This is a genomic window from Erwinia sp. HR93 (assembly GCF_034555055.1).
Classification (GTDB): domain Bacteria; phylum Pseudomonadota; class Gammaproteobacteria; order Enterobacterales; family Enterobacteriaceae; genus Apirhabdus; species Apirhabdus apintestini.
Window position 1 is genome coordinate 524,037 of the sequence record NZ_JAXUDP010000001.1, and the last position, 24,732, is coordinate 548,768.

Below are 24,732 nucleotides of genomic sequence, written 5' to 3' on the forward strand. Positions count from 1 at the left end.
CGCGCCTTGCAATATCACCAACGCGTACACAAATTCGTGAACATGCCCGATTCCCGAAGCCGGGTACAGGCGCCGGTAATGTCTTGATATGGCAAAACACGCGGTTTCTAATACGGCTATTTGTGGAATTACTCCGTCATGCATCTTGTTAAAACCGTCGCCTGCCCGCACCATAGGTCTTTCTAACCTAACGCGATGATATGACCCGGACTCCCATTACATGCCCGTAGCCCAAATTGCCCTGCCAGTCCCGCTGGCCCGCACCTTTGATTATTCTATTCCGCAGGGGATGCGGGTGGAGGCTGGTCTACGGGTAAATGTTCCATTTGGGCGACGCAACATGGTGGGTATTGTGTTCGGAGTCAGCGAATCCAGTGAACTGGCGCCGGAGAACCTGAAACCGCTCATTGATGTGATTGATGAAACACCGCTGTTTTCCGAGACGCTCTGGCGCCTGCTTTTGCGGGCTGCTGCCTATTACCATCACCCTATCGGTGACGTTTTATTTCATACGCTCCCGGCTCCGCTGCGTCTGGGGAAACCCGCGCAGGCGGCGCCGCTCTGGTACTGGCGTGCCAGCGCTGAAGGCCAGTCTCTTGATTTAAACAGCTTAAAACGCGCCCCTAAACAGCAACAGGCACTCGCCGCGCTACGCCAGCGCGATATCTGGCGGCATCAGGTCACGGAACTGGATATCAACGAGGCGGCGTTACAGGCATTGCGGAAGAAAGCGCTGTGTGAATTGCATCATCAGCGCCCTAAAATCGAACGCTGGCAGCAGCACTACGCGACCCAGGGAGAGCGCCTGCGCCTGAATACTGAACAGGCAACCGCCGTCGGCGCGATTCATGGTGATGCGGATCAATTTTCTCCCTGGCTGCTCGCAGGCATTACCGGCTCAGGAAAAACCGAAGTTTATCTGAGCGCGCTGGAAAATGTCCTGGCTCGCGGGAAACAGGCGCTGGTGTTAGTGCCTGAAATAGGGTTGACGCCGCAAACAATTGCCCGCTTTCGCGAGCGTTTCAAAGCACCGGTCGTGGTTGTCCACTCTGGCCTGAATGACAGTGAACGCCTCGACGCCTGGTTAAAAGCGCGCGACGGTGAGGCAGCGATTGTCATCGGCACGCGTTCGGCGCTATTTACGCCGTTTAACCATCTCGGCATCATTATTGTCGATGAAGAACACGACGGCTCCTATAAACAACAGGAAGGCTGGCGCTATAATGGCCGCGATTTGGCGGTATGGCGCGCGCATGCAGAAAATATTCCTATTATCCTCGGCTCTGCCACGCCTTCGCTTGAAACGCTGCACAATGTCCGCCTCGGTAAATATCGCCAGCTCACGCTCACGCGGCGCGCCGGTAACGCCCGCCCTCCGCAGCAGCATTTATTGGATCTGAAAAGCCAGCCGCTGCAGGCAGGCCTTGCGCCAGCGCTGATCGGGCGCATGCGCCAGCATTTACGCGACGGTAATCAGATTATTTTATTTCTCAATCGCCGCGGTTTCGCGCCGGCGCTGCTGTGCCACGATTGCGGCTGGATAGCTGAGTGCCCGCGCTGCGATCGGTATTACACGGTGCACCAAATGCAGCGCCATTTACGCTGCCACCATTGCGACAGCCAGCGCCCGCTGCCCCCGCAGTGCCCCCAGTGCGGCTCAACGCATTTAGTCACCGCCGGGATTGGTACTGAACAACTGGAGCAAGCGCTCTCCCCTCTATTTCCCGGCATTCCGCTTACCCGTATCGACCGTGATACCACCAGCCGTAAAGGTGCGCTTGAGCGCCAGCTTTCTGAAGTGCAGCAGGGTGGAGCGCGAATTTTGATTGGCACACAAATGCTGGCTAAAGGCCATCACTTTCCTGACGTTACACTGGTGGCACTATTAGATGTCGATAGCGCGCTGTTTTCAGCCGATTTCAGGGCGGCCGAGCGCTTTGCCCAACTCTACACTCAGGTTTCCGGGCGCGCGGGGCGCGCGGATAAACAGGGTGAGGTCGTATTACAAACGCATCATCCGGAACACCCTTTGCTGCAAACATTACTGTATAAGGGATACGGTGCGTTTGCCGATCGGGCGCTTGCAGAGCGGCAAAGTGTCATGCTGCCCCCCTGGAGCCATCATGTGTTGATTAGAGCCGATGACCAGGACAATCAGCAGGCTGCCCGCTTTTTACAGCAATTTCGCCAGCGGTTAGAAGCCAGCCCGCTGGCAGACGCACAGCTGTGGATTATCGGCCCCGTACCAGCCCTGCAGCCCAAGCGCGGAGGACGATATCGCTGGCAATTGCTGCTGCAGCACACTTCTCGTCCCATCATGCAGCGGCTGCTGCAATCCGTATTGCCGCAAATTAATGAGCTTGTGGAAGCCAGACGTCTCAAATGGGGAGTGGATGTCGATCCGATTGACAGCTAATCGGCCATCGCGTACACGCACTGGGATCTGCGAACCAGATCCAGAATCTCACCTGAAGTCACATTTCCAATGAAAATTCTGTAACTCTTTGCACGGCGGATCTGTTAAGTATGTGGACACTATCATAACTGACTAAAAAGACGATCCGCTGATTTTCAAAAGCTTTCCGCACTCTTCTCTCTTTATCCCGGCCAGCCTACAGGGGGTTACCGGCTTAGACAGCAGATGCTCAGCAGAAGGCTTTCGCTGCCAGCGTATGAGGTGCAGAACGTTGAAGACCAGGAAGCAAATATCTGGCGCTACCATGAAAGACGTCGCCGAAAGAGCGCAGGTTTCCACGGCCACCGTCTCACGAGCGCTAATGAATCCCGAAAAGGTTTCTCAAAATACGCGAACGCGCGTTGAGCAGGCCGCTATAGACATTGGGTATTTGCCTTTGGCGGCAGGGCGCGCCCTCAAACGCGGCGATTCTCGCACGCTGTTGGTTATTGTGCCTGATATTTGCGATCCCTTCTTCGGCGAAATGCTCAGAGGCATTGAAACAACCGCTGCCGCACAGGGATATTTGGTATTAATCGGTGACTGTGCGCATCAAAATCAGCAGGAAAAAACATTCCTGGACTTAATTGTCACCCGTCAAATTGATGGCCTGCTATTGCTTGGCTCCCGGCTGCCGTTTGATGCGGGCAAGGCAGAGCAGCGTCATTTGCCGCCGATGGTGATGGCCAATGAGTTCGCACCAGAACTGGAACTCCCCACGGTACACATCGATAATTTAACCGCGGCATTTAATGCCGTTACTTATTTGTACGAGCAGGGACATCGACGCATTGCCTGCGTCGGCGGGCCGCAAGAAATGCCCTTATGTCACTATCGCATGCAGGGCTATATTCAGGCGCTGCGCCGACACGGACTGCCTGTTACCCCCCAGTATATTACGCGCGGTAATTTTAGCCTTGAGACCGGTGCTCAGGCGCTGGAGAGTTTCATGGCGCTTCCCGAGCCACCTGACGCACTTTTTTGTCATAGCGACATTATCGCACTCGGCGCGTTATCTCAGGCTAAAAAACGCGGTTTACGCGTTCCACATGATGTTTCGTTAATGGGATTTGACGACATCGCCTTATCGCAATTTTGCGATCCACCGCTCACCACTATGGCACAGCCGCGCTTTGAAATTGGGCGCCAGGCGATGCTGCTGCTGCTCGATCATATGCAAGGCCGCACGGTAACCAGCGGCTCCCGTCTGCTGGAATGTAATCTAATAATTCGGGATTCAGTACAATGCAGGTTGCCTGGATAGTGGGTGCCACTCTTTGAACGCGGTACCAAGACTTATCCTCTGGTTTCGCCGCGCAAAGCGCCCTTCACCGGCAGCAACGGCGATTCCACAGCTTCACCATCAATTAGCGCCAGCCTGCGCACAGTAGACGTTAAATCATTTCTCAGATTGACGCTGTTCGCCTTCTGCGACCGGCAGTAATCGTATATTGTTCAACCACGTGCTGTTCAATCACGCGGTATAGTGCTGCTATAGCCCGGCCCAACCGCCTTCTATAAAGTCTGATATAAACTTATACTCCAGGTCTCATAAATGAGTCGCAGCGAGTGTTTGTCATTGGTCAGATAAAGGCAGCGTCGGCGACACAAAGCGGGTGAATAAGTCATATCGCCACGATGTGATAAGTTTATACGCAGGCAATCACTAACAATTATTTTTAAATCAAGTAACTAACTGCGAAGCGCTCATTTTGCCTGCAGACCGCCCTATCTTTCCAGAATAAAGTGTTGTGATTTCAGACAGACAATCTGGTCAAAGCAGTAACCCTTAAGTAACATGATCTCTTCTTCTCGAATGGATACAGCGAAACAATAGTGGCACAAAAAGATTATGTCAGCCGCGGGCGCCCATCCCCCGCCCGACGCAAAAAAAGCAACTCTCGCAAAAAGCAACGTAGTGCTGTTTCCCCAACCATGGTCGCCATCGCTGCTGCCGTGCTGGTCGCTTTCATTGGCGGCCTGTGGTTTATCACCCATCACAAAAAGGAAGAAGCAGACAATCTCCCGGGCCATAAGGCTACCGGTAACGGGCTTCCACCAAAGCCTGAGGAACGCTGGCGCTACATTAAAGAACTGGAAAGCCGCCAGCCCGGTATAACCAAACCGACCGAGCCTTCTTCGGGCGGTGAAAATATCCATCAGGACCAACTCACCGACGAGCAGCGCCAGCTTCTTGAGCAAATGCAGGCGGATATGCGCCAACAGCCTACGCCGTTAAATGAAGTGCCCTGGAATGAACAAACGCCCGCGCAGCGCCAACAAACTCTGCAGCGGCAGCGACAAATGGATACCCAACGACAGCAGTTTGAAGCCCAGCAGCGCCAGGTCGATCAACAGCGCCAGCAGCAGCAGCGTCAAATAGACCAGGAGCGGCAACAGCAATTGCGCCAGATGGCGCTTGAACGTCAGCAACAGCTACGCCGGATGGAGCAGGAGCGCCAGGCTCAGACTGCGAAACAGCAGGTACAGCGCGCGCCTGCAGACTCACCGTCGCCGGGCATTCGTGCCGATAAACCCGCTAACGCAACCCGTCAGGCTCCTGCTCCTGCACAAACTCAGGCGCAGAAACCGGCATCGACAGAGAAAGAAGTAGTGCCTGCAAACACAGCAGCGGCGGAGCCAAAAGACGCCCGCCGCTGGATGATCCAGTGCGGTTCATTCAAAGGCAGCGAGCCGGCTGAAAAAGTGCGGGCTCAGCTTGCGTTTGAGGGGTTTGATTCGCACGTGACCACTAATAATGGCTGGAACAGAGTGATGATCGGGCCGCTGACCGGTAAAAATAGCACTGACGCAATGCTTAAACGTCTGCAATCCTCAGGTCATGCTAACTGCATTCGAGTTGCTGCCGGGGGTTGAAACCCTCAAATTCTCCCCCATCTATAATGTCATTCTGCCCCGAGCTTACGCGCGGGGCTCCCTATTCCGCTAGTAAAAAAGGGGTCTGCTCGTGACAACAATAGTAAGCGTACGCCGCAACGGACAAGTCGTGATTGGAGGCGATGGCCAGGCCACGCTGGGTAATACGGTCATGAAGGGTAACGTCAAAAAAGTACGCCGCCTCTATAACGATCGGGTCATAGCAGGCTTCGCCGGCGGCACCGCAGATGCCTTTACGCTATTTGAACTTTTTGAGCGCAAGCTAGAGATGCATCAGGGCCACCTGGTCAAAGCGGCGGTTGAACTGGCAAAAGACTGGCGCACTGACCGTATGCTGCGTCGGCTCGAAGCACTGCTGGCGGTTGCAGATGAAAACGCCTCGCTTATCATCTCCGGTAATGGCGATGTGATTCAGCCGGAAAATGATCTTATCGCAATTGGCTCCGGCGGGCCTTATGCGCAGTCAGCGGCGCGCGCGCTGCTGGAAAACACGGAGCTAAACGCCCGTGATATCGTGGAGAAGTCGTTGGGTATCGCTGGAGATATTTGCATTTACACCAACCACTTCCATACCATCGAAGAACTCCCGTCTAAAGCCTGAGGACTCTCCTAATGTCTGAAATGACTCCCCGCGAAATCGTCAGCGAACTGAATAAACACATTATTGGCCAGGACGCTGCTAAGCGCTCTGTCGCCATCGCGCTGCGCAACCGCTGGCGCCGGATGCAGCTTGATGAAGAGCTGCGCCATGAAGTGACGCCAAAGAATATTTTAATGATAGGCCCAACCGGCGTAGGTAAAACCGAAATCGCTCGCCGCCTTGCCCGCCTTGCAAACGCACCGTTTATTAAAGTTGAGGCCACTAAATTCACAGAAGTGGGCTATGTCGGTAAAGAAGTGGATTCTATTATTCGCGATCTGACAGACTCCGCGGTAAAAATGGTGCGCATGCAGTCGATAGAGAAAAACCGCTATCGCGCTGAGGAAATGGCTGAAGAACGCATTCTCGATGCACTAATCCCGCCGGCAAAAAATAACTGGGGCCAGGCTGAATCCGCTCAGGAACCGTCCGCTGCGCGCCAGGCATTTCGTAAAAAGCTGCGCGAAGGCGAGCTGGATGAGAAAGAGATAGAAATCAATCTCGCCGCCGCACCGGTGGGCGTTGAGATAATGGCGCCTCCCGGCATGGAAGAAATGACCAGCCAGTTACAATCCATGTTTCAGAATCTGGGTGGCCAAAAGCAAAAGCCGCGCAAGATGAAAATTAAAGACGCCATGAAATTGCTCATCGAAGAAGAGGCGGCAAAACTGGTCAATCCCGAGGAGCTGAAAGAACAGGCGATTGAAGCCGTGGAGCAGCACGGGATCGTGTTCATTGATGAAATCGACAAAATTTGTAAGCGCGGCGGCAATACTTCCGGGCCCGATGTTTCCCGCGAAGGCGTTCAGCGTGATTTATTGCCGCTGGTAGAAGGCTGCACGGTATCAACCAAACACGGCATGGTACGCACGGACCATATTTTGTTTATTGCCTCCGGCGCATTCCAGGTCGCAAGCCCCTCCGATTTAATTCCGGAACTGCAGGGGCGCCTTCCTATTCGCGTCGAGCTGCAGGCACTGACTACCGAAGATTTCAAACGCATCCTGACTGAGCCAAGCGCGTCGGTCACCGTACAGTATAAAGCGCTGATGGCGACTGAAGGGGTGAATATTGAGTTTACGGAAGACGGCATCGATCGCATTGCCCAGGCTGCGTGGCAGGTGAATGAAAGCACCGAAAATATCGGCGCCCGCCGCCTGCACACCGTGCTGGAGCGCCTCATGGAGGATATCTCCTATGACGCAAGCGATCTGAACGGAGAAACGGTGACGATTGACGCGCAGTACGTTAGCAAACACCTCGATGAACTCGTGGCAGATGAAGATCTAAGTCGTTTTATCCTATAATTCGGCTTAACGTATTTTCATCGCACTGGTGGGGGTTCCGACTCGCCATATTTCAGGTGAAGATTGAGCGAGGGCGACGCGCCCATTGCGCACCAATCTATAGCGCCTGAGAATATGAGAGTCAGGCCCCCATTATTTATTGTCAACGAGATCTCATGACTGAACCACAACCCACAAGTCGCACCCGCGCCTGGCTGGAAAGCCTACGACCCCGTACGCTGCCCCTGGCTTTTTCTTCAATTATTGTCGGTATCGCCCTCGCGTGGTGGCAGGGGTTTTTCGATCCGGCGGTAGCGCTATTAGCGTTACTCACCGCCGGGCTGCTACAAATTCTCTCCAACCTGGCTAATGATTACGGTGATGCCGTGAAAGGCAGCGATAAACCCGATCGTATTGGCCCGCTGCGCGGCATGCAAAAAGGTGTGATTACTCAGCGCCAAATGAAAATCGCACTCATGATTACCGTTGCGCTAATCTGTTTGTCTGGTCTTGCACTGGTAGCCCTGGCTTGCCATAGCCTGACAGACGTATTAGGTTTTCTGCTGCTTGGCCTGCTATCTATTATCGCCGCCATCACTTATACCGTTGGTACCCGCCCTTATGGCTACATGGGGCTCGGGGATATTTCTGTTTTGATTTTCTTTGGCTGGCTGAGCGTGGTTGGGAGTTGGTACCTTCAGGCGCACATGCTGGTGTTTTCTATTTTTCTGCCGGCAACGGCCTGCGGGCTGCTGGCGACCGCCGTTCTCAATATTAATAATTTAAGAGATATCAACAGCGATAAAGAAAACGGCAAAAATACTCTGGCGGTTCGCCTTGGCCCGGTGATGGCCCGCCGCTATCACGCCTGCCTGCTATTAGGATCGTTAATCTGCCTGGCGCTGTTTAATCTCATTTGGCTGCAGGATTTGTGGGGTTGGCTATTCCTGCTGGCAGCACCGCTATTATTCAAGCAGATACGCTATGTGATGCGCGAACATGAGCCACTGGCAATGCGCCCAATGCTGGAACGAACAGTGAAAGTCGCTCTGCTAACTAACTTGCTGTTTTGTATTGGCCTTATTCTCAGCCAACTGCATTTTTAACTGACACATATCAATTAACATTGATGATTTTGCCAACAGTCAGCGTTAAGAGATATACTGACTATTCCAGCAGCAACTGAATGTTAAGCCTATGAAATATGATACTTCCGAGCTTTGCGACATCTACCAGGAGGATGTCAACGTGGTGGAACCGCTGTTCTCCAACTTTGGGGGACGGTCTTCATTTGGTGGGCAAATCATCACAGTAAAATGTTTTGAGGACAACGGGTTGCTGTATGAAATGCTAGAGGAAAACGGGCGTGGCCGCGTTTTACTCGTTGACGGCGGCGGCTCTATGCGTAGAGCGCTAATCGATGCCGACCTGGCGCGTCTGGCCGTGCAAAATGAATGGGAAGGGATTGTGTGCTACGGCGCCGTCCGTCACGTTGACGATCTTGAAGAACTGGATTTAGGTATCCAGGCTATCGCCGCCATTCCCGTTGGCTCCGCAGGGGAAGGCGTGGGCGAAAGCGATGTGCGCGTCAATTTTGGCGGCGTAACATTCTTTTCCGGCGATCATCTTTATGCCGACAATACCGGTATTATTCTGTCCGAAGATCCGCTGGATATCGAATAACCGCTATTGCTGAGCGTACAATGATAAAAGAAAAGGCACCTGAAAGGGTGCCTTTTGCATGCCTTCAACGAGCTTAGTTGACCTCGTCCATTTTACCCAGCAGCGTTTGTAGGCGCTCATGCCAGGCGCTTTGCTGCTCGCGCAGCTGCGCGTTCTCGCGCTCCAGCGCTTCACGATTACCGTGCGCTTGCTGCGCTTCCTGCGCCAGTTGGTTATTCTTTTCTTTCAGCTCTTCAATTTCCATCTGTAACAGCGTAATGGTATCAATCGCCTGCTGAACCTTAGCTTCCAGTTTTTCAAATACTTCAAATGACATCGTGGTACCTCTCCTGAATTTGCAAGGCGCGGATCCCCTCTGGCTAAAGTTATACGCTATTCCGGGGAATATTTTGCATCAGCCCGAATCATTGCACGGGCATCTTCCGTATAACTCAGCCAACATAAGGTATATCTCAACCTAATTTCCGGCGAATGCTTCAACATTAACATGCGCGCACTGATGATAAGCCTGATTGTATGGAGCGCGCTCTTCAGTGTCCAGCAATGCGCCGCGCTGTTTGCGCTTTGCAACACTTTTCAGTCTATGCCGAAAGTTCATAACCGCCATTGTAGATAAAATGTTAATAATCGCTAGACGATAACGGCATTTTTGCTACATCAACGCACCGTTTTATCGTATTCGTCAGCGCGAAATCGCGCATTTTTTTGACCTGACACGCACATTTTGAGTTCGTAATTTTTCACTTTCGCTCGTTAACGATAAATTAACACCCGCAGGCAGATTGCCGACAGTGTTTTTATCCATATTATTCCCTTCAGGAGCCTGATTATGAGTCAACTATCATCACTAAAAGGCCAGTGCATCGCCGAGTTCCTGGGGACAGGGCTGCTTATCTTTTTTGGCGTCGGCTGCGTTGCCGCGTTGAAAGTGGCTGGCGCCAGCTTCGGGCAATGGGAAATTAGTATCATATGGGGGATTGGCGTTGCTCTGGCGATTTATTTAAGCGCGGGCGTTTCCGGCGCACATTTAAATCCGGCGGTAACGCTAGCCCTGTGCGCTTTTGGCGGGTTCGATAAAAGACGGGTTATTCCCTATATCATCGCCCAGTTCCTTGGCGCTTTTAGCGCCGCCGCGCTGGTGTACGGTCTCTACTACAACTTGTTCTTTGATTACGAGCAAACGCATCATATGGTGCGCGGCAGCGTTCAAAGCCTGGAACTGGCCGGTATTTTTTCTACGTATCCTAATCCCCACCTGAACTTCATGCAGGCCTTCGCCGTCGAAACCGTCATTACTGCAGTATTAATGGGGCTGATTATGGCGCTCACGGACGATAACAACGGGCTGCCGCGCGGCCCTATGGCGCCGCTACTCATCGGATTATTAATTGCCGTCATCGGCGCATCAATGGGGCCACTGACCGGCTTCGCCATGAACCCGGCGCGCGATCTTGGCCCTAAAACCCTGGCCTGGCTCGCAGGCTGGGGAACCACAGCTTTTACCGGTGGAGGAGATATTCCGTACTTTCTGGTACCGCTGTGCGCGCCCGTCATCGGCGCGATGCTGGGCGCATACAGCTATGGCAAGCTGGTTGCCTGCTACTTACCCCATACCGCCGAGGCAAAGAATACTGCCGACATTCGGGCAACCTCCGAAGATACCGTAAATTAACGCCTCTAACGGCCATGACTTCTGGCTTGACACAGTAAAAGCCGGCCTTACACCGATATTGGGATAATCCCATTTTCAGGAACACACTATGACTACGACATCAGAAAAGAAATACATCGTCGCTCTCGATCAGGGAACCACCAGCTCGCGCGCTGTCGTACTGGATCATGATGCCAATATCATCAGCGTATCTCAGCGCGAGTTTGAACAAATTTATCCTAAAGCCGGCTGGGTGGAACACGACCCCATGGAAATTTGGGCTACGCAAAGCTCAACCTTAACTGAAGTGCTGGCCAAGGCGGATATTCGCTCCGATCAGATTGCTGCTATCGGAATTACCAACCAGCGTGAGACGGCCATTATCTGGGATCGGGAAACCGGAAAGCCCATCTATAACGCTATTGTCTGGCAGTGTCGACGCACCGCAGAAATCTGCGAAGAGCTTAAACACAACGGCATGGAAGAATACGTGCGCCGCAGTACCGGGCTAATTATCGACCCCTATTTTTCAGGCACAAAAGTAAAATGGATTCTTGATCACGTGGAAGGTGCCCGTGAACGGGCGAAGCGTGGCGAACTTCTTTTCGGCACCGTCGATACCTGGCTTATCTGGAAAATGACACAGGGGCGGGTTCACGTCACCGACTATACCAACGCTTCGCGCACCATGCTGTTCAACATCCACGATCTCGACTGGGATGACCGTTTGCTGGAAGCGCTGGATATCCCGCGAACCATACTGCCGCAGGTGCGCAAATCGTCCGAAGTTTATGGGCAAGCCAATATCGGCGGTAAGGGCGATGCCGTAGATATTGCCGTCGACCCCATCGAGGGCACGCGCATGACGGCAATGGGCCAAGCCAATGCCCTGGCCGTGCTGGCCGTGGGCGATCGCGGCTGCTTTCTGAATGCGCCAGATATGTATATGGAAAAGCTTATCGTTGGCCCAGGTGCAAAAGGCGCTATTGATTTGACGCTTCCTCTACGGGAAAACCTGCTGCGTATCGCCAGCGCATTGCAAAAACCGTTAACGGAATTAACGGTGACTATTCTGGCAAAACCGCGCCACGATGCTGTCATCGCGGAGCTGCAGCGGCTTGGTATCCGTATTTTCGCAATTCCGGACGGCGATGTCGCCGCGTCAATACTGACCTGTATGCCTGATAGTGAAGTTGATGTGCTGTACGGTATCGGCGGCGCGCCGGAAGGTGTGGTTTCCGCTGCGGTAATCCGCGCACTTGATGGCGATATGCAGGGTCGCCTTCTCGCCCGCCATCAGGTTAAAGGCGATACGCCGGAAAACCGGCTAATCGGTGAACGGGAAATTGCCCGCTGCCTGATAATGGGCCTAACTCCCGGCGAGCGCTTATGCCTGGGCGATATGGCGCGCAGCGATAATGTCATTTTCTCTGCAACCGGCATTACTAAAGGCGATCTGCTAGAGGGTATTACCCGTAAAGGCAATATTGCCACCACAGAAACGCTACTGATTCGCGGAAAATCCCGAACAATTCGCCGCATACAATCTATTCACTATCTGGATCGAAAAGATCCGGATATCCAGCAACATATACTGTAGCAGTTGGCAAGGCGCCATTTGTCAGATGGAGCCTTGCCGCCTTATTGGGCTGGAAAAGCGCGGGCGATTCCTGCCATGATAGATACGGCATTAAATCCAACAGGAGTACCACCATGGCGGAATGGGTTACCGGCAAAATTACCCACGTACAACACTGGACTGACGCACTCTTTAGTCTGACAATCCGCGCCCCCGTTGCGCCATTCACCGCAGGACAATTTACCAAACTTGGGCTGGAGATTAACGGAGAGCGTGTGCAGCGCGCCTATTCCTACGTTAACGCACCGAACAACCCCGATTTAGAGTTTTATCTGGTCAATGTGCCTGAAGGGCAGCTTAGCCCCCGGCTCCATGCGATGAAACCCGGGGATGAAGTCCAGGTAGTAAATGAAGCCGCAGGCTTCTTCGTGCTGGATGAGGTTCCTACCAGCAATACGCTCTGGATGCTGGCGACGGGCACCGCTATTGGGCCTTATTTATCAATCCTGCAGCAGGGCATCTCACTGGAGCGCTTTGATAATCTCGTATTGGTACATGCCGCACGCTACGCCAACGATCTAAGCTATCTGCCGCAAATGCAGGCATTACAGACGCGTTATCAGGGAAAATTACGCATTCAAACGGTCGTTAGCCGTGAAACTCAGCCAGGATCGTTGCATGGGCGTTTGCCCGCACTTATTGAAAGCGGCGAGCTGGAAGAAAGTATCGGGTTGCCAATAAACGCTGAAACCAGCCATATGATGCTGTGCGGTAATCCTCAAATGGTCCGCGATACGACCCAACTTCTGAAGACTCAGCGGGGAATGACGAAGCATTTACGCCGTCGGCCCGGGCATATTACCGCTGAGCATTATTGGTAATCGCCGCGCCATATCATTTGGCGCTTTTTTCCATAGCGGTTTAACCCTGGCGTTCCTGCACGAACGCCCAGTTCCAGTAGTGCCCACATCCAAATCAATGCGGGAAGTATACGCCCCAAGACCCAGACCCCAGTCGCGCCAGCGACACGCCAATCTCCCACGACCAGCATCCATGCGGCTATCAATAACAGCGCCCAGGCACCGGATAAATTGCGATCGTGCAGCCGCTTTATTACGACCGTTGCCGTCGGCCAAAGCAGGCATACCAGCATAAACGCGGCGGTCTGAAGTGTCACTACAGACTCCGCCAGGGTAAACAGAAGGCATATCGCCGCAGCCCAAAGCGCTAACCACAGCCAGAAATCGCGGCGGCCCAAACGTCCTTTTGCGGAAAATAACCATTGCTGTATCGTCACCACGATTTCCTTATAATTTACCAGGGTAAAATAATGTGCGCCTTCGGCTCAAATTTTGACAAGCGCATCGCGTATCGATTTAATCGCAGACAGCAATAATAAAGAGAACACAGCAATGAAAATCCGGTTTTTTACTTTTCTGCTCTCTACGCTGCCGCTAACGGCAGGGCATGCAGCGATGCAAACAACCACGAGCGGCGACCCTGCGCCCCAGGCGACTTATTTGTTACCCGGCGCGCCAACTTTCGATCTCTCGATTTCCCAATTTCGAGAGAAATTTAATCATGATAATCCTACGCTTAAACTTACGGAGTTTCGCGCTATCGGCCACGTGCAGGATAAAGCGAACCTAATGCGCGCGGCCAGTAAAATCAACGAAAACCTTTATGCTTCAACGGCGCTGGAACGTGGCACGCTTAAAATAAAAAGTATGCAAATTACCTGGCTGCCTATCCCTGGGCCGGATAAAAAAGCCGCACAGGACACGGCCTGGAATTGGATGGCAGCGCTAATGCGCGTATTTACACCCGGTTTGACGAAGGAGCAGAGCCAGAACCGCCTGAAACGTTTACTGCGAGAAGGTAAGCGAAGTGGTTATTACGCCTGGAATGAGGGTGCCATACGCTATGTTGTTGCGGATAACGGCGAAAAAGGGCTAACTCTCGCTATTGAACCGGTTAAGCTTACGCTATCTGAAAATAGCGATACGCATTCGTGATAAAAAGCAAAGCCTTTGCTTCGCATAATCTCTATACTGTTTCACCATCCCGCTGCTTATCGGCAGCGCTGTTTTATCTTTACCGCGTGGAGACGTAACATGAGACATCCTTTAGTGATGGGTAACTGGAAACTGAACGGCAGCCGTCATATGGTTAACGAGCTTATCAATAACCTGCGCCATGAACTCGCTGGCGTCGCAGACTGTGATGTCGCGATTGCTCCGCCGGAAGTCTATCTGAGCCTTGCCAAACAGGCCACAGGCGGCAGCCATATCCTCCTCGGCGCGCAAAATGTCGATCTGAATCTGTCCGGCGCTTTCACCGGTGAAACGTCGGCAGAAATGCTAAAAGATATCGGTGCCCAATACATCATTATTGGACACTCAGAGCGCCGTACTTACCATAAAGAATCTGATGAACTGATCGCCAAGAAATTCGCCGTTCTAAAAGAGCAAGGATTAACGCCGGTACTCTGCATCGGCGAGACTGAAGCGGAAAATGAAGCGGGCAAAACGGAAGAAGTATGCGCGCGCCAGATTGACGCCGTCCTGAAAACCCAGGGTGCAGAAGCTTTTAAAGACACCGTTATTGCCTATGAGCCAGTTTGGGCGATTGGTACCGGTAAATCCGCAACTCCGGCACAGGCACAGGCTGTTCATAAGTTTATTCGCGCTCATATCGCCAAGGCCGATGCCGCTATCGCCGAACAGGTTATTATTCAGTACGGCGGTTCCGTAAATGCCGCTAACGCCGCAGAACTATTTGGGCAGCCGGATATTGACGGTGCATTAGTTGGCGGTGCTTCTCTGAAAGCAGATGCCTTCGCCACTATCGTTAAAGCCGCAGCGGCCGCTAAGCAGGCCTAATCACTCTAGCGACGCCTGCGCGCGCCGCTGTGATTCAGCAGGCGGTTACCAGACCTGGATTTCCGCCTGCTAACTCAATAAGCCTCCGCTCCGCTTTTTACAATACATTTGCTGACGTCTATCGCCGATAATTAAACCGTGGTTCATCCAAAATCAGGCAATCATGGTCTTGAAGGGTTTCGGCCGAACCTCTGTTAAAAGTCAGTAGATTACGCTCGGTCGCCAGTAAGATAAAATCCCCACCTGAAAGCTGCGCCAGGGCGATGCCATAGCGCCCCATATGCGAACGCGCATCGGGAACCTCATTAGCCAAAGAGATAAAAGGGCCGCGCTGCGCCAGCTCATGTGATGTTGCGCGTCGGGCTAAATAATGGATCCCGTCCAACCGCTCAGGAAAAGGCCGCCAGAGCGTATTGATGCTTTCTGCATATCTATCGATTACCGCTCGCGTATCACGACGCAGGCAGGAGATATGAATATGCAGATGATTCTGGGTGCGCCCAAACCGGGAGTTTAAGGTTAATGCAATGGCGGCATCAGGAATCGGTGCACCGCGCTTTATTCCCATTACATTTCGGGACTGCCAGGCTTGCCAGAAATAATTAGGCGCGCTTGCCGCAAGCAGCAGCGGACTTTCCACACCGTTAATACGCATGGTCGGCATCAGCAAATATTGTAACGCGCCCCGCTTATCCTTAAATAATACATAGCCATCGGATAAATCTACGCGCAGGCAGGGCGCCGGCGTTCCTTCATACTTTTGGTGAGGCACACACCGTTCTAAAACAATACGTCGCAGTGCATCAGCATTACCGGTACCAGCCAGCTTTACGCCTGCGCCCACGGCCAATAGCCCGATAAGCAGCGCAATCCATTGCCATCCCGAAGTTTTCATTATTTCCCGCGCCCGCATGGTTTTTTAGTAGCGTAGCGCAGGGGAAGATGTGGGTGAAGTAGCAACTACCGTCTGCTGATTTGATCGAAAATACCGCCGCTGGCAAAGTGGGTTTTCTGCGCCTTATTCCAGCCACCGGCAATATCGTCTACGGTAAATAGCGTTAACTTAGGAAACTGAGCGCCATATTTTGTCGCCACCCCACGATCCCGGGGCCGGTAATAGTTTTCCGCCGCGATTTTCTGCCCTTCCGGAGAATAAAGGTGCTTTAAATAGGCTTGCGCTACCGCTCGGGTCTCTTTTTTATCTACTACTTTATCCACTACCGCTACCGGCGGCTCTGCCAGGATAGATTCCGATGGCGTCACTATTTCAAACTGACCGCTTCCTAACTTCCGCGTAGCAAGAAGCGCTTCGTTTTCCCATGCGATTAAAACATCGCCAATGCCTCTTTCTACGAAGGTATTCGTTGCACCACGCGCCCCGGAATCCATGACTTCGACATTTTTATATAGCGCCTGCACAAACGCCTGCGCTTTAGCAGGGTTATTATGACTATGGTGCAATGCGTAGCCCCAGGCTGCAAGATAGTTCCAGCGCGCGCCGCCTGAGCTTTTAGGATTTGGCGTGATAATCGAAACGCCTGGTTTGGTTAAATCGGACCAATCACGGATCTTTTTGGGGTTCCCTTTACGCACCAGAAACACAATAGTGGAAACGTAGGGAGACGCATTATCCGGCAGGCGCTGCTGCCAGTTTTGATTAATACGCCCGCGTTGCGCAATGGCGTCGATATCATAGGCCAGCGCCAGCGTTACTATATCAGCCTCCATGCCATTGATAACAGCAGTCGCCTGTTTCCCCGATCCTCCGTGCGATTGACGGATCGTGACATTATCCCCCGTTTGCTGCTTCCACCAAACGCGAAACGCCTTATTGTATTGTTCATAAAGTTCGCGCGTAGGATCGTAGGAGACATTCAGTAGCTGGACATCTTTCGCCAGCGCACCCGCCGACAGAAATAACAACGCCGCGCCGATACCCCATTTTTTCATGGCATTCTCTCTTGCATCAATTAGCCTTTCAATGAGGCTCAGCCTGCCAGAAACGGGTAATACTTAATAAAGAATAAAAAAAGTACATTTATAAATAAAAGGAATAACCATACTGAAGTCACCCGTGCGTTATGTTTCGTGACACAGAAATTCACCGCAGTATTTAATTCTGATTACCGCTAACGCGATATTCGTGACAGGGGCTGGCCTCCGAAAATATAGTATTCTGCCGGAGTGAATAACGCTGAATAAGATGAACAAAGAATTGGGCGCCAACGGCAAAACCAAGCGCCAATAAACTCGCTGCGTCAGTGTGATAGCGCAATGCCAGACGCATAAACCGGCGGGTTAATCACCGGCAGCGAACACCGTTTAGTGTCCGATACCGGGTAGAACACTGCGTTATGCGCTGGAAAAGGTCTGCGAGCGAATAAATCAGTAGAGTTTTTTCGCGCAGTCCAGCCAGTCGCCTTTGAACGGACGCTTCATATTTTCAATGGCATCAACGATATCATGGTGCACCAGCTTTTCATTCTGAATACCGACACAGCGCCCGCCATAGCCCTGTAGCAGTAATTCAATCGAGTAAGCGCCCATTCGTGAAGCGAGAATACGATCGTATGGCACGGGCGAGCCACCGCGCTGAATATGCCCCAGAACCGTCGCGCGCGTTTCACGTTTAGTTTCTGTCTCGATGTATTTTGCCAGTTCATCGATATCGCAAATGTGCTCAGTAATCGCAACGATGGCGTGCTTTTTGCCTTTTGCAATCCCGGCCTTAATTTCCTCAACCAAATCTTCGCGTTTAAATTCTACTTCAGGAAGAACAAGGAATTCACACCCACCAGCAATGGCGGCAGCAAGCGTCAGATCGCCACAGTAGCGGCCCATCACCTCAACAATAGAAATACGCTGATGTGAAGATGAGGTATCACGCAGGCGGTCAATGGCCTCTACCACGGTACTCAACGCGGTGAAAAAACCAATGGTGTAATCAGTACCGGCGACATCGTTATCGATAGTGCCCGGTAAACCAATGCAGGGAAAACCCATTTCTGTCAGGCGTTTTGCTCCCATATAGGAGCCATCACCGCCAATTACGACCAGCGCATCAAGGCCGCGTTTTTTCATATTTTCGATTGCGACAGCGCGCACATGCTCTTCACGAAACTCAGGAAAGCGCGCGGACCCCAGGAAAGTACCGCCGCGATTGATCATGTCAGAAACGCTATAGCGGTCTAGATTGATCATGCGATCTTCGTATAGCCCCAGGTAACCATCATAGATGCCAAAGACTTCCAAACCTTCCGTCAATGCGGCACGTACCACCCCGCGAATTGCCGCGTTCATCCCTGGCGCATCGCCACCGCTCGTCAACACCCCGATTTTCTTAATCATGACTACCTCTGAACTTAGAATGCAAAATTAATCCCGCTGCCGGAAACCGCCGTAAAAGTTCCGGAATGAAAAGCATAGTGAAAATAGTATATCAATATTTCTTTGCTGAATTGATTCAGGTCAGTCGCCACGGCGGTTATTTATACTAAAAATGTGGGACTGCCTCACTTTTTTCATCTGTTTTACTATCGAGGATTGGTAAATATTGGGCTGGCACAACCGAGCAAGGATCCTGATGAATGATGACATCTGAACCCGGGAAACGGCGAAGGATCTCCTGCTCAACCTGCTCGGCTATCTCATGAGCCTGCACTAGCGGTAAGTCGTCTTCCATCTCAAGATGAAGTTGGATAAACCTGGTCGGGCCAGATAACCGCGTACGAAAATCGTGTGCGCCATGCACCCCAGGCCAGTTCGTCGCAATCTCAACGATTATTTTTTGCTCGTCCTCCGGTAACGCCCTGTCAAGCAAGGACTGAATAGCCTCATAGGCCATGCGGAGCGCGCTATATAAAATATAGACGCCTATCGCCAGAGCAAATAGCGAGTCCGCACGATGCCAGCCTAATCCCGATAAAACCAGCGCGACAAGAATTGCACCATTCATCAAAACATCCGACTGGTAATGAAGCATATCTGCCCGTACAGCCTGGCTATGAGTCTTACGTACCACCCAGCGCTGAAAAGTAACTAATGCCAGCGTACTGACTAAAGCAATTAACGTGACGATAATACCGACGCCTGGTTGATTAAGACGCCCTGGCTGGGCTAAATGCTGTAATCCTGTCAGAAATAAAAATAATGCCGATCCGGAAATAAACATACTTTGCGCCAGTGCCGAGAGCGACTCCGCTTTACCGTGGCCAAAGGTATGTTTTTCATCGGCCGGTTGCAGCGAATAACGAACAACCAGCAAATTGGTTAATGAGGCACCAATATCCACTAATGAATCGACCAATGCTGCGAGAATACTGACTGAACCGGTATACCACCACGCAAAGATTTTAATTGCCAGTAACGATGACGCCATTACCGTGGCAGCGATAGCCGCGCGGCTTACCAGTCGACCATATTGCTGTTCCATAAAACGCCTCTCTGCTAATACCGCGACAGTATAACCAACCCCTTCTAAGTCACGAGCATTAATCTCAGTGACAAAGGTGCATTTGGTAAAGGATATAAAAAGAGAGGAGCATACTGACCCTAATCAAACCTCATGACATTTTGCAAAAAATATCGGCTTATCTTCAAAAGGCTTTACTGACTTATCAATGGCTTCATATTTTCGATGCTATAAACCATTGCAATGTATCAAAATTAATATGAAATATTCTTCGTATCGCAAAGGGGTGCTCGTAGCGAGAAGCTATTACGTTTTTGTCTACATAATGCGGTAAGCTCTCTGACGTATTCCCGCATTAATACCCCCTTAATACGATTCTTCTAAATCAGATAGGGGTAAGCTTTCTCAAGATAGGAATGAAAGGTCTCATTTTAACCAAAAATCATATTGTTTGCAGGGATACTCACTGAATCATTAGCGTGTCTACTAAACTTTTATAGATTGCGTAAAACCGGCGATAGATAGGTTGTAACGACAGAGCTAAAGATTGAAGCAGAGAAAACCATTGCGGATTAAGCACTCAAATGTCTTATTGAATCGCAATACGGTTATCAGGTGTACACTTGAACACAACAATTTGCCATTAGAGCAGAATGAATTGCCTGATAAAAAAAACCCCCACATCATGTGGGGGAAGACAGGGATGGTGAAGGAATTCGGCCAGTAACACAATGGAATAAAAGGATTTATTTCAATCTTCGTCTACATTTTGACTACGCTTCGACAAAAAGCCCTGTATTTGCAATGCAGGGCTTTCCTTGATTTGATGGTGACGACTTTTTTACTGGTGTGAATTTGCACAAACTAAAGGAGTGCCATAGATGACAATGACTACATGCAGGAAGTGCGGGAGTGAAGTCGATCGTAAAGAAAAAAAATGCCCGTATTGTGATGTTAAAAAACCAGGGGATCGATGGTGGCACCCTTTAGCTGCCCTGGCTGTTCTCATAGTAGTTTTGGGGGTGATTCCAAAGGCGTGCTCTTATATACCAGAGGCACCAAATGATACATCGTCTAACTACAAAAACACCTCACTCAAGCAATGGCGAAGCTTAGATAAAGATGAACGCTCTAAAATCATTGAAAGCTATTTATCTCAAGCTGGCTTACCTCTAAGCGCATCAAGCGATTTTTACAAATGTATTAGCCAGCACTCATATACGAAAAATGATGATATCAAGGCTTCCGAGGCACTTGATTGGTGTAAGCAAGATTATCAAAAGGATCCGTCTTCTTTAGCCAAGATGGTAGATTTTGACGTTTTCAAAAGTAATGTCAGATTGTTTGATAGCTCATACCAACCGCTTATTGCTGCAATAAAAGACGACATGAATGATCCGTCTTCATTCAAACATTTGGAAACTAAGTATCGGTTTATCCTGGATGGTGCAGCACCTTACGCCATTGCGACAACCACTTATCAAGGTGCCAATAGTTATGGCGCAACGGTGAAAAATCAGTTATCCGCTAAAATCGATCTGAAGACTGGTCATATTGTCGAATACTTACGATGAACAAAACCCCGCGATAATCGCGGGGTTCTTTTATAACGCAAGATTTAACTGATCCCTTCCATAGTGGGACGCAGGGAAGGCATCGCGAGGGATGAAGTCAGGCGGTAGCGGTGCAACACCTGCGCGTTTTGTCACTTCCCTTTCCACGCTGTTTAGAGTGGTGAATGACCGGCTACATTCCAGATTCTGGCACTGGTGATATTGCCGGATAGTCATATCAGTTATTTTACGGCTGGTACGGGTGCGGGCCATAGCGCCGCAAAATGGACATCTGAACATAATGATGGCTCCCCTGTGGGAGTTGAACTCCATTTCATTTTATTCAGTTTCCGCTATCCAGTCAGGTATTTTTGCTTCCAGCTCCAGCCGGGTGGTGAAACCGCTGTCGTCTATGACGTGCTCAGCACGCGCAATGATCCAGTCCTGATTATCTATTTCATCCTTAAAACCGCTAACCGTGACGTGCATTTCGGGGTAAAGCTCAGCGCGGCCACGCGCCAGGGTGATCGAAAACTCTGCTGCGCCACGCTGAAGCTGTTGCCACTTTGCTGCCGCCGCACGTTTCGCTGCCTCTTCATTCTGGTAGGTTTTGCGCAGCACATAGACGTTACCGTCTGCGCCCTCCATGTAATCGCCCTCACGGCTGCTGCTCTTCTCTTTTTTGGGCTTTGCAGGTTTGCGGCGCTTAACGCTGACCTTTTTCTTTTTGCCAAAATTTAGATCCAGCCAGTAAGCCCGGACACCGGTATAGGCATCCCGATCGGCAATACGAAAGCGATGCCGATCGCCACTTGTGCGGTCAATACTGGCAGAGGGGAGCGCCTTCCCGTCAGCGGTCACACCACCACCCGGCAGGATAAACAGCAGACTGCCGTTCTTGATGGTGGCAATTGCACCCAGCATGTCCGCCATGCGGGTAAGGAAAGACATATCGCTTTCCTGCGTCTGGTCGGCGTGATCAATCTCAATATCTATGAGCATTTCACTGATCTGCGCCTTCAGTCCGTAGCGGTGCGCTATTGCCGACACAACACGCTCTACGGTCACGTCATGCCATGAGACTTCGCGCTTTACGTTGAACTCTTCACGAAAATCAGCGCTGCGGGCAGTAACGCCAATGGTATCTGCCGGGCCTTCGTGGGATACCTCGTCAACCGTGTACAGCCCCTTGTAAATCAGCGGTTCACCCAGCCAGCCAAATGATACGGCAAGCTCAGCCCCGCGCGGCGGCAGTGCAACCATACCGTCACTGTCATCAATGGAAATAGATAGCTGATCAGCATCAAAGCCCCTGTTGTCCGTCAGTGACAACGACATGATCCGATCATCAAGCTGCGTCAGCACCTTGCCGCCCATCGTAATGCTGAATCCCGGACTTTTTACCGCCTCGGTAAGTGAATCGTTATAACTGCTGACGGCGTCGTTAAGTGATTTGGTCAGGTCTGTAAGTGCCATGCTTTCCCCCTTCTTCCGGCGAAGGATCCCACGCGCGCGGGAGAGACCAAATCGGTTTTTGTTGTCACCGTCCGGCCAGACCCGCAATAGCGTGAGCGACGGTCAAACATGGGGGATTATCACTGCGAACTCAATAACGTAATGGTGGAAACTATGGCGGAAGATCGCTTTCATGGTGCCCGCATCCGGGAGAATACCGACCTTGTGGCGGCTATCAATGACATTGAATCGAATGTCATTGGGGTCGTCGCCGTGGCGGATGATGCCGATGCGGAAGCCTTTCCCCTGAATACCCCCGTGTTAGTGACGCGGGTTAACAACGTGCTGGGTAAGGCGGGTAAAACCGGCTCCCTGTACAAAACGCTTAAAGCCATCGCTGACCAGACCAGCCCGAAGGTGATCGTTGTGCGCGTGGCAGCGGCTACGGAAGAGGAAGGCGGTAAAACGCAGGCACAGCTTATCATGGGCGGCACGGCAGAAGACGGCAGCTATACCGGCATGTACGCATTTCTGACGGCAGAACAGAAGGTCGGCTATCGTCCGCGCATTCTGGCTGTGCCGGGATACGACACGGAAGAAGTGACCTCCGCGTTGTGCGTCATTGCGCAAAACCTGCGCGCGTTTGTCTATGCCAGTTGTTACGGCTGTAAGACGATGGCGGAAGCCATCACCTATCGCGCAACCTTCGCCTACCGCGAACTTATGCTTATCTGGCCTGATTTCATCGCCTATAACCCGCTGACTGGAGAAAACGAAACCTTCCCGGCCCCGGCGTATGCCTGCGGCCTGCGTGCGCTGATTGACAACAATCAGGGCTGGCATAAATCGCTTTCCAACGTGTCGGTCAACAACGTGCTGGGTATTTCGCAGGATGTTTTCTGGTCGCTTCAGGCTGAAGACAGCGACGCGAACGAACTGAACAACAAAGAGATCACGACGCTCATCAAGCGTAACGGTTTCCGGTTCTGGGGAAACCGCGTCACGGATACCAAAGATTACATCTTTGAGGTTTATACCCGTACCGCCCAGATCCTGGCTGATAGCATCGCAGAAGCGCAGTTTGAGGCCATTGACGAGCCGCTTACCCCTGCCAACGTCAAGGACGTGGTCAGCGGTATCAGCGGGAAACTCAGCTCGCTGGTGACGCAGGGACGGCTAATCGGCGCTGAATGCTGGTTCGATATCCTGGATAACCCGACAACCGGTCTCCGTCAGGGTCAGGTGCGCATTCGCTATAAATATACGCCGGTTCCGCCGATGGAGGATCTGACGATGTACCAGACTTTCACCGATGAATACTTTGAATCGGCGTTCTCTTCTCTGGGAGGTGCATAAATGGCGGCTCCTCACAAACTGCGCCTGTTCACCTGCTTTGTGAACGGCAGCAATTGCATCGGCAAAGTCTCTTCCGTGACGCTGCCAAAGCTGACACGTAAAACGGAAGATTTTCAGGGCGGCGGGATGATTGGATCCGCTGCGGTGGATCTCGGTCTGGACAGTGGCGCGCTGGATACCACGATGGTGGTTGGCGGTCTGGTTCAGTCGCTTCTGCTGAACTACTGCGGCGATATCGACGAGACCCGCTTCCGCTTCGCCGGCGAGTATTACACCGATGGTGAAAGCCTGCTGGTTGAGGTCGAACTGCGTGGCCGCATCACCGAAATGGACGGCGGTGAAAGCAAGCAGGGAGAAGACACCTCCGTCAGCTACACGATGAAGAACACCTATTACAAGCTCACCATCGACGATAAGCCGTTGTTTGAGTTTGATCTGCTGAACTTCATCTACAAGAAAGACGGCAAGAATATCTACCCTGACCGCATTACGTCTGCGCTGGGAATGGGTAACTGATTAACCTGATAAGTGGCGGCACACCAGTGCCGCTCGGAGTATTCAACAATGAGCAAAAAAAACGATAACGCCATTACGCTGGCAAAACCCGTTGTTCGCGGCGATGAGAAAATTACTCAGGTAACGATCACTGATGATATCAAACAGGCTGGTTCCCTGCGCGGACTGAAGCTGGTTAACGTGATGAATATGGATGTGGATTCAGTGGCGATATTGCTGACCCGCGTCACGTCACCGCGCCTCAAGCAGACCGAAATCAACGAAATGGATACCCGCGATTTCGTCAGCCTCTCAGAAGCGCTCGTCCCTTTTTTGACGCCTGCGGGGTCTGGAGCATCGAACGAGGCGGAGACGGAGAATCAGTAAC

General features: G+C 51.7%; 23 protein-coding genes and 2 pseudogenes. 17 read left to right on the forward strand and 8 right to left on the reverse strand.

Annotated elements, in window-relative coordinates:
- The first annotated feature begins 220 nt into the window (after positions 1 to 220).
- The 7 genes from priA (at position 221) to rraA (ending at position 8,962) form a co-directional block, all read left to right on the forward strand.
- The gene (gene priA, locus SFA31_RS02450) at positions 221 to 2,416 is read left to right on the forward strand and encodes a primosomal protein N' (protein WP_322836548.1); all 2,196 of its coding nucleotides are present in this window, start codon (positions 221 to 223) and stop codon (positions 2,414 to 2,416) included.
- 271 nt (positions 2,417 to 2,687) lie between these two features.
- Entirely contained in the window at positions 2,688 to 3,719 is a 1,032-nt protein-coding gene (gene cytR, locus SFA31_RS02455) for a DNA-binding transcriptional regulator CytR (RefSeq protein ID WP_322836549.1), read from the forward strand.
- 572 nt (positions 3,720 to 4,291) lie between these two features.
- On the forward strand, positions 4,292 to 5,332 hold the full coding sequence (ftsN, locus tag SFA31_RS02460) for a cell division protein FtsN (RefSeq protein WP_322836550.1): 1,041 nt from the start codon (positions 4,292 to 4,294) through the stop codon (positions 5,330 to 5,332).
- A 91-nt stretch (positions 5,333 to 5,423) separates the two neighbouring features.
- On the forward strand, positions 5,424 to 5,954 hold the full coding sequence (gene hslV / locus SFA31_RS02465; protein WP_322836551.1) for an ATP-dependent protease subunit HslV: 531 nt from the start codon (positions 5,424 to 5,426) through the stop codon (positions 5,952 to 5,954).
- 11 nt (positions 5,955 to 5,965) lie between these two features.
- Positions 5,966 to 7,300, forward strand: a complete 1,335-nt coding sequence (hslU, locus tag SFA31_RS02470; RefSeq protein WP_322836552.1) for an HslU--HslV peptidase ATPase subunit — start codon at positions 5,966 to 5,968, stop codon at positions 7,298 to 7,300.
- Positions 7,301 to 7,455: 155 nt separating this feature from the next.
- Positions 7,456 to 8,385 (forward strand): 1,4-dihydroxy-2-naphthoate polyprenyltransferase, encoded by a 930-nt coding sequence (menA, locus tag SFA31_RS02475; RefSeq protein WP_322836553.1) that lies wholly within the window; start codon positions 7,456 to 7,458, stop codon positions 8,383 to 8,385.
- Positions 8,386 to 8,476: 91 nt separating this feature from the next.
- Positions 8,477 to 8,962 (forward strand): ribonuclease E activity regulator RraA, encoded by a 486-nt coding sequence (gene rraA, locus SFA31_RS02480; protein WP_322836554.1) that lies wholly within the window; start codon positions 8,477 to 8,479, stop codon positions 8,960 to 8,962.
- Positions 8,963 to 9,035: 73 nt separating this feature from the next.
- On the opposite strand, the gene zapB is transcribed toward rraA, so the two are convergent.
- The gene (gene zapB, locus SFA31_RS02485) at positions 9,036 to 9,278 is read right to left on the reverse strand and encodes a septal ring assembly protein ZapB (RefSeq protein ID WP_322836555.1); all 243 of its coding nucleotides are present in this window, start codon (positions 9,276 to 9,278) and stop codon (positions 9,036 to 9,038) included.
- Positions 9,279 to 9,791: 513 nt separating this feature from the next.
- On the opposite strand from zapB, the gene SFA31_RS02490 reads away from it, so the two are divergent.
- The 4 genes and pseudogenes from SFA31_RS02490 to fpr all read left to right on the forward strand — a co-directional run bounded on the left by SFA31_RS02490 (position 9,792) and on the right by fpr (position 13,073).
- A complete protein-coding gene (locus SFA31_RS02490; RefSeq protein ID WP_322836556.1) occupies positions 9,792 to 10,634 on the forward strand; it encodes an MIP/aquaporin family protein in 843 nt (280 codons plus the stop codon).
- Between the two features lie 88 nt (positions 10,635 to 10,722).
- Positions 10,723 to 11,364, forward strand: a pseudogene (locus tag SFA31_RS19025) (FGGY family carbohydrate kinase); the annotation flags it as partial.
- A 57-nt stretch (positions 11,365 to 11,421) separates the two neighbouring features.
- Positions 11,422 to 12,213, forward strand: a pseudogene (gene glpX / locus SFA31_RS19030) (class II fructose-bisphosphatase); the annotation flags it as partial.
- Positions 12,214 to 12,326: 113 nt separating this feature from the next.
- On the forward strand, positions 12,327 to 13,073 hold the full coding sequence (gene fpr, locus SFA31_RS02500) for a ferredoxin--NADP(+) reductase (RefSeq protein WP_322836558.1): 747 nt from the start codon (positions 12,327 to 12,329) through the stop codon (positions 13,071 to 13,073).
- On the opposite strand, the gene SFA31_RS02505 is transcribed toward fpr, so the two are convergent.
- On the reverse strand, positions 13,064 to 13,489 hold the full coding sequence (locus SFA31_RS02505; protein WP_322836559.1) for a DUF805 domain-containing protein: 426 nt from the start codon (positions 13,487 to 13,489) through the stop codon (positions 13,064 to 13,066). The genes fpr and SFA31_RS02505 overlap by 10 nt on opposite strands.
- 115 nt (positions 13,490 to 13,604) lie before the next feature.
- Here SFA31_RS02505 and SFA31_RS02510 point away from each other — a divergent pair, with 115 nt between their 5' ends.
- Positions 13,605 to 14,207 (forward strand): DUF1454 family protein, encoded by a 603-nt coding sequence (locus tag SFA31_RS02510; RefSeq protein ID WP_322836560.1) that lies wholly within the window; start codon positions 13,605 to 13,607, stop codon positions 14,205 to 14,207.
- Between the two features lie 99 nt (positions 14,208 to 14,306).
- Positions 14,307 to 15,074 carry a triose-phosphate isomerase gene (gene tpiA, locus SFA31_RS02515; protein ID WP_322836561.1) on the forward strand — a complete coding sequence of 256 codons (768 nt, stop codon included), beginning with the start codon at positions 14,307 to 14,309 and terminating at the stop codon, positions 15,072 to 15,074.
- 118 nt (positions 15,075 to 15,192) lie between these two features.
- Here the strand turns inward: tpiA and SFA31_RS02520 are convergent, their stop codons facing one another.
- The 4 genes from SFA31_RS02520 to fieF all read right to left on the reverse strand — a co-directional run bounded on the left by SFA31_RS02520 (position 15,193) and on the right by fieF (position 19,506).
- Positions 15,193 to 15,969 carry a CDP-diacylglycerol diphosphatase gene (locus tag SFA31_RS02520; RefSeq protein ID WP_322836562.1) on the reverse strand — a complete coding sequence of 259 codons (777 nt, stop codon included), beginning with the start codon at positions 15,967 to 15,969 and terminating at the stop codon, positions 15,193 to 15,195.
- 65 nt (positions 15,970 to 16,034) lie between these two features.
- Positions 16,035 to 17,024, reverse strand: coding sequence for a sulfate ABC transporter substrate-binding protein (locus tag SFA31_RS02525; protein ID WP_322836563.1), 990 nt, complete (start codon positions 17,022 to 17,024; stop codon positions 16,035 to 16,037).
- A gap of 435 nt (positions 17,025 to 17,459) precedes the next feature.
- On the reverse strand, positions 17,460 to 18,422 hold the full coding sequence (gene pfkA / locus SFA31_RS02530) for a 6-phosphofructokinase (RefSeq protein WP_322836564.1): 963 nt from the start codon (positions 18,420 to 18,422) through the stop codon (positions 17,460 to 17,462).
- Positions 18,423 to 18,567: 145 nt separating this feature from the next.
- The gene (fieF, locus tag SFA31_RS02535) at positions 18,568 to 19,506 is read right to left on the reverse strand and encodes a CDF family cation-efflux transporter FieF (RefSeq protein ID WP_322836565.1); all 939 of its coding nucleotides are present in this window, start codon (positions 19,504 to 19,506) and stop codon (positions 18,568 to 18,570) included.
- 860 nt (positions 19,507 to 20,366) lie between these two features.
- Between fieF and SFA31_RS02540 the strand changes: the two genes are divergently transcribed.
- Positions 20,367 to 21,059 (forward strand): hypothetical protein, encoded by a 693-nt coding sequence (locus tag SFA31_RS02540; RefSeq protein ID WP_322836566.1) that lies wholly within the window; start codon positions 20,367 to 20,369, stop codon positions 21,057 to 21,059.
- A gap of 30 nt (positions 21,060 to 21,089) precedes the next feature.
- Here SFA31_RS02540 and SFA31_RS02545 read toward each other — a convergent pair whose 3' ends face one another.
- Both SFA31_RS02545 and SFA31_RS02550 read right to left on the reverse strand, forming a co-directional pair.
- Positions 21,090 to 21,338 (reverse strand): ogr/Delta-like zinc finger family protein, encoded by a 249-nt coding sequence (locus SFA31_RS02545; protein ID WP_078002107.1) that lies wholly within the window; start codon positions 21,336 to 21,338, stop codon positions 21,090 to 21,092.
- A gap of 39 nt (positions 21,339 to 21,377) precedes the next feature.
- Entirely contained in the window at positions 21,378 to 22,514 is a 1,137-nt protein-coding gene (locus SFA31_RS02550; protein WP_322836567.1) for a contractile injection system protein, VgrG/Pvc8 family, read from the reverse strand.
- A gap of 153 nt (positions 22,515 to 22,667) precedes the next feature.
- Here SFA31_RS02550 and SFA31_RS02555 point away from each other — a divergent pair, with 153 nt between their 5' ends.
- From SFA31_RS02555 to SFA31_RS02565, 3 genes are read left to right on the forward strand one after another with little or no spacing between them, the layout of a single operon-like run.
- Positions 22,668 to 23,849, forward strand: coding sequence for a phage tail sheath family protein (locus tag SFA31_RS02555; protein WP_135495450.1), 1,182 nt, complete (start codon positions 22,668 to 22,670; stop codon positions 23,847 to 23,849).
- The gene (locus SFA31_RS02560; protein ID WP_322836568.1) at positions 23,850 to 24,365 is read left to right on the forward strand and encodes a phage major tail tube protein; all 516 of its coding nucleotides are present in this window, start codon (positions 23,850 to 23,852) and stop codon (positions 24,363 to 24,365) included.
- Between the two features lie 48 nt (positions 24,366 to 24,413).
- Positions 24,414 to 24,731: a phage tail assembly protein gene (locus SFA31_RS02565; RefSeq protein ID WP_322836569.1), complete on the forward strand. Its 318-nt coding sequence runs from the start codon at positions 24,414 to 24,416 to the stop codon at positions 24,729 to 24,731.
- The last annotated feature ends 1 nt before the right edge of the window (position 24,732 follow it).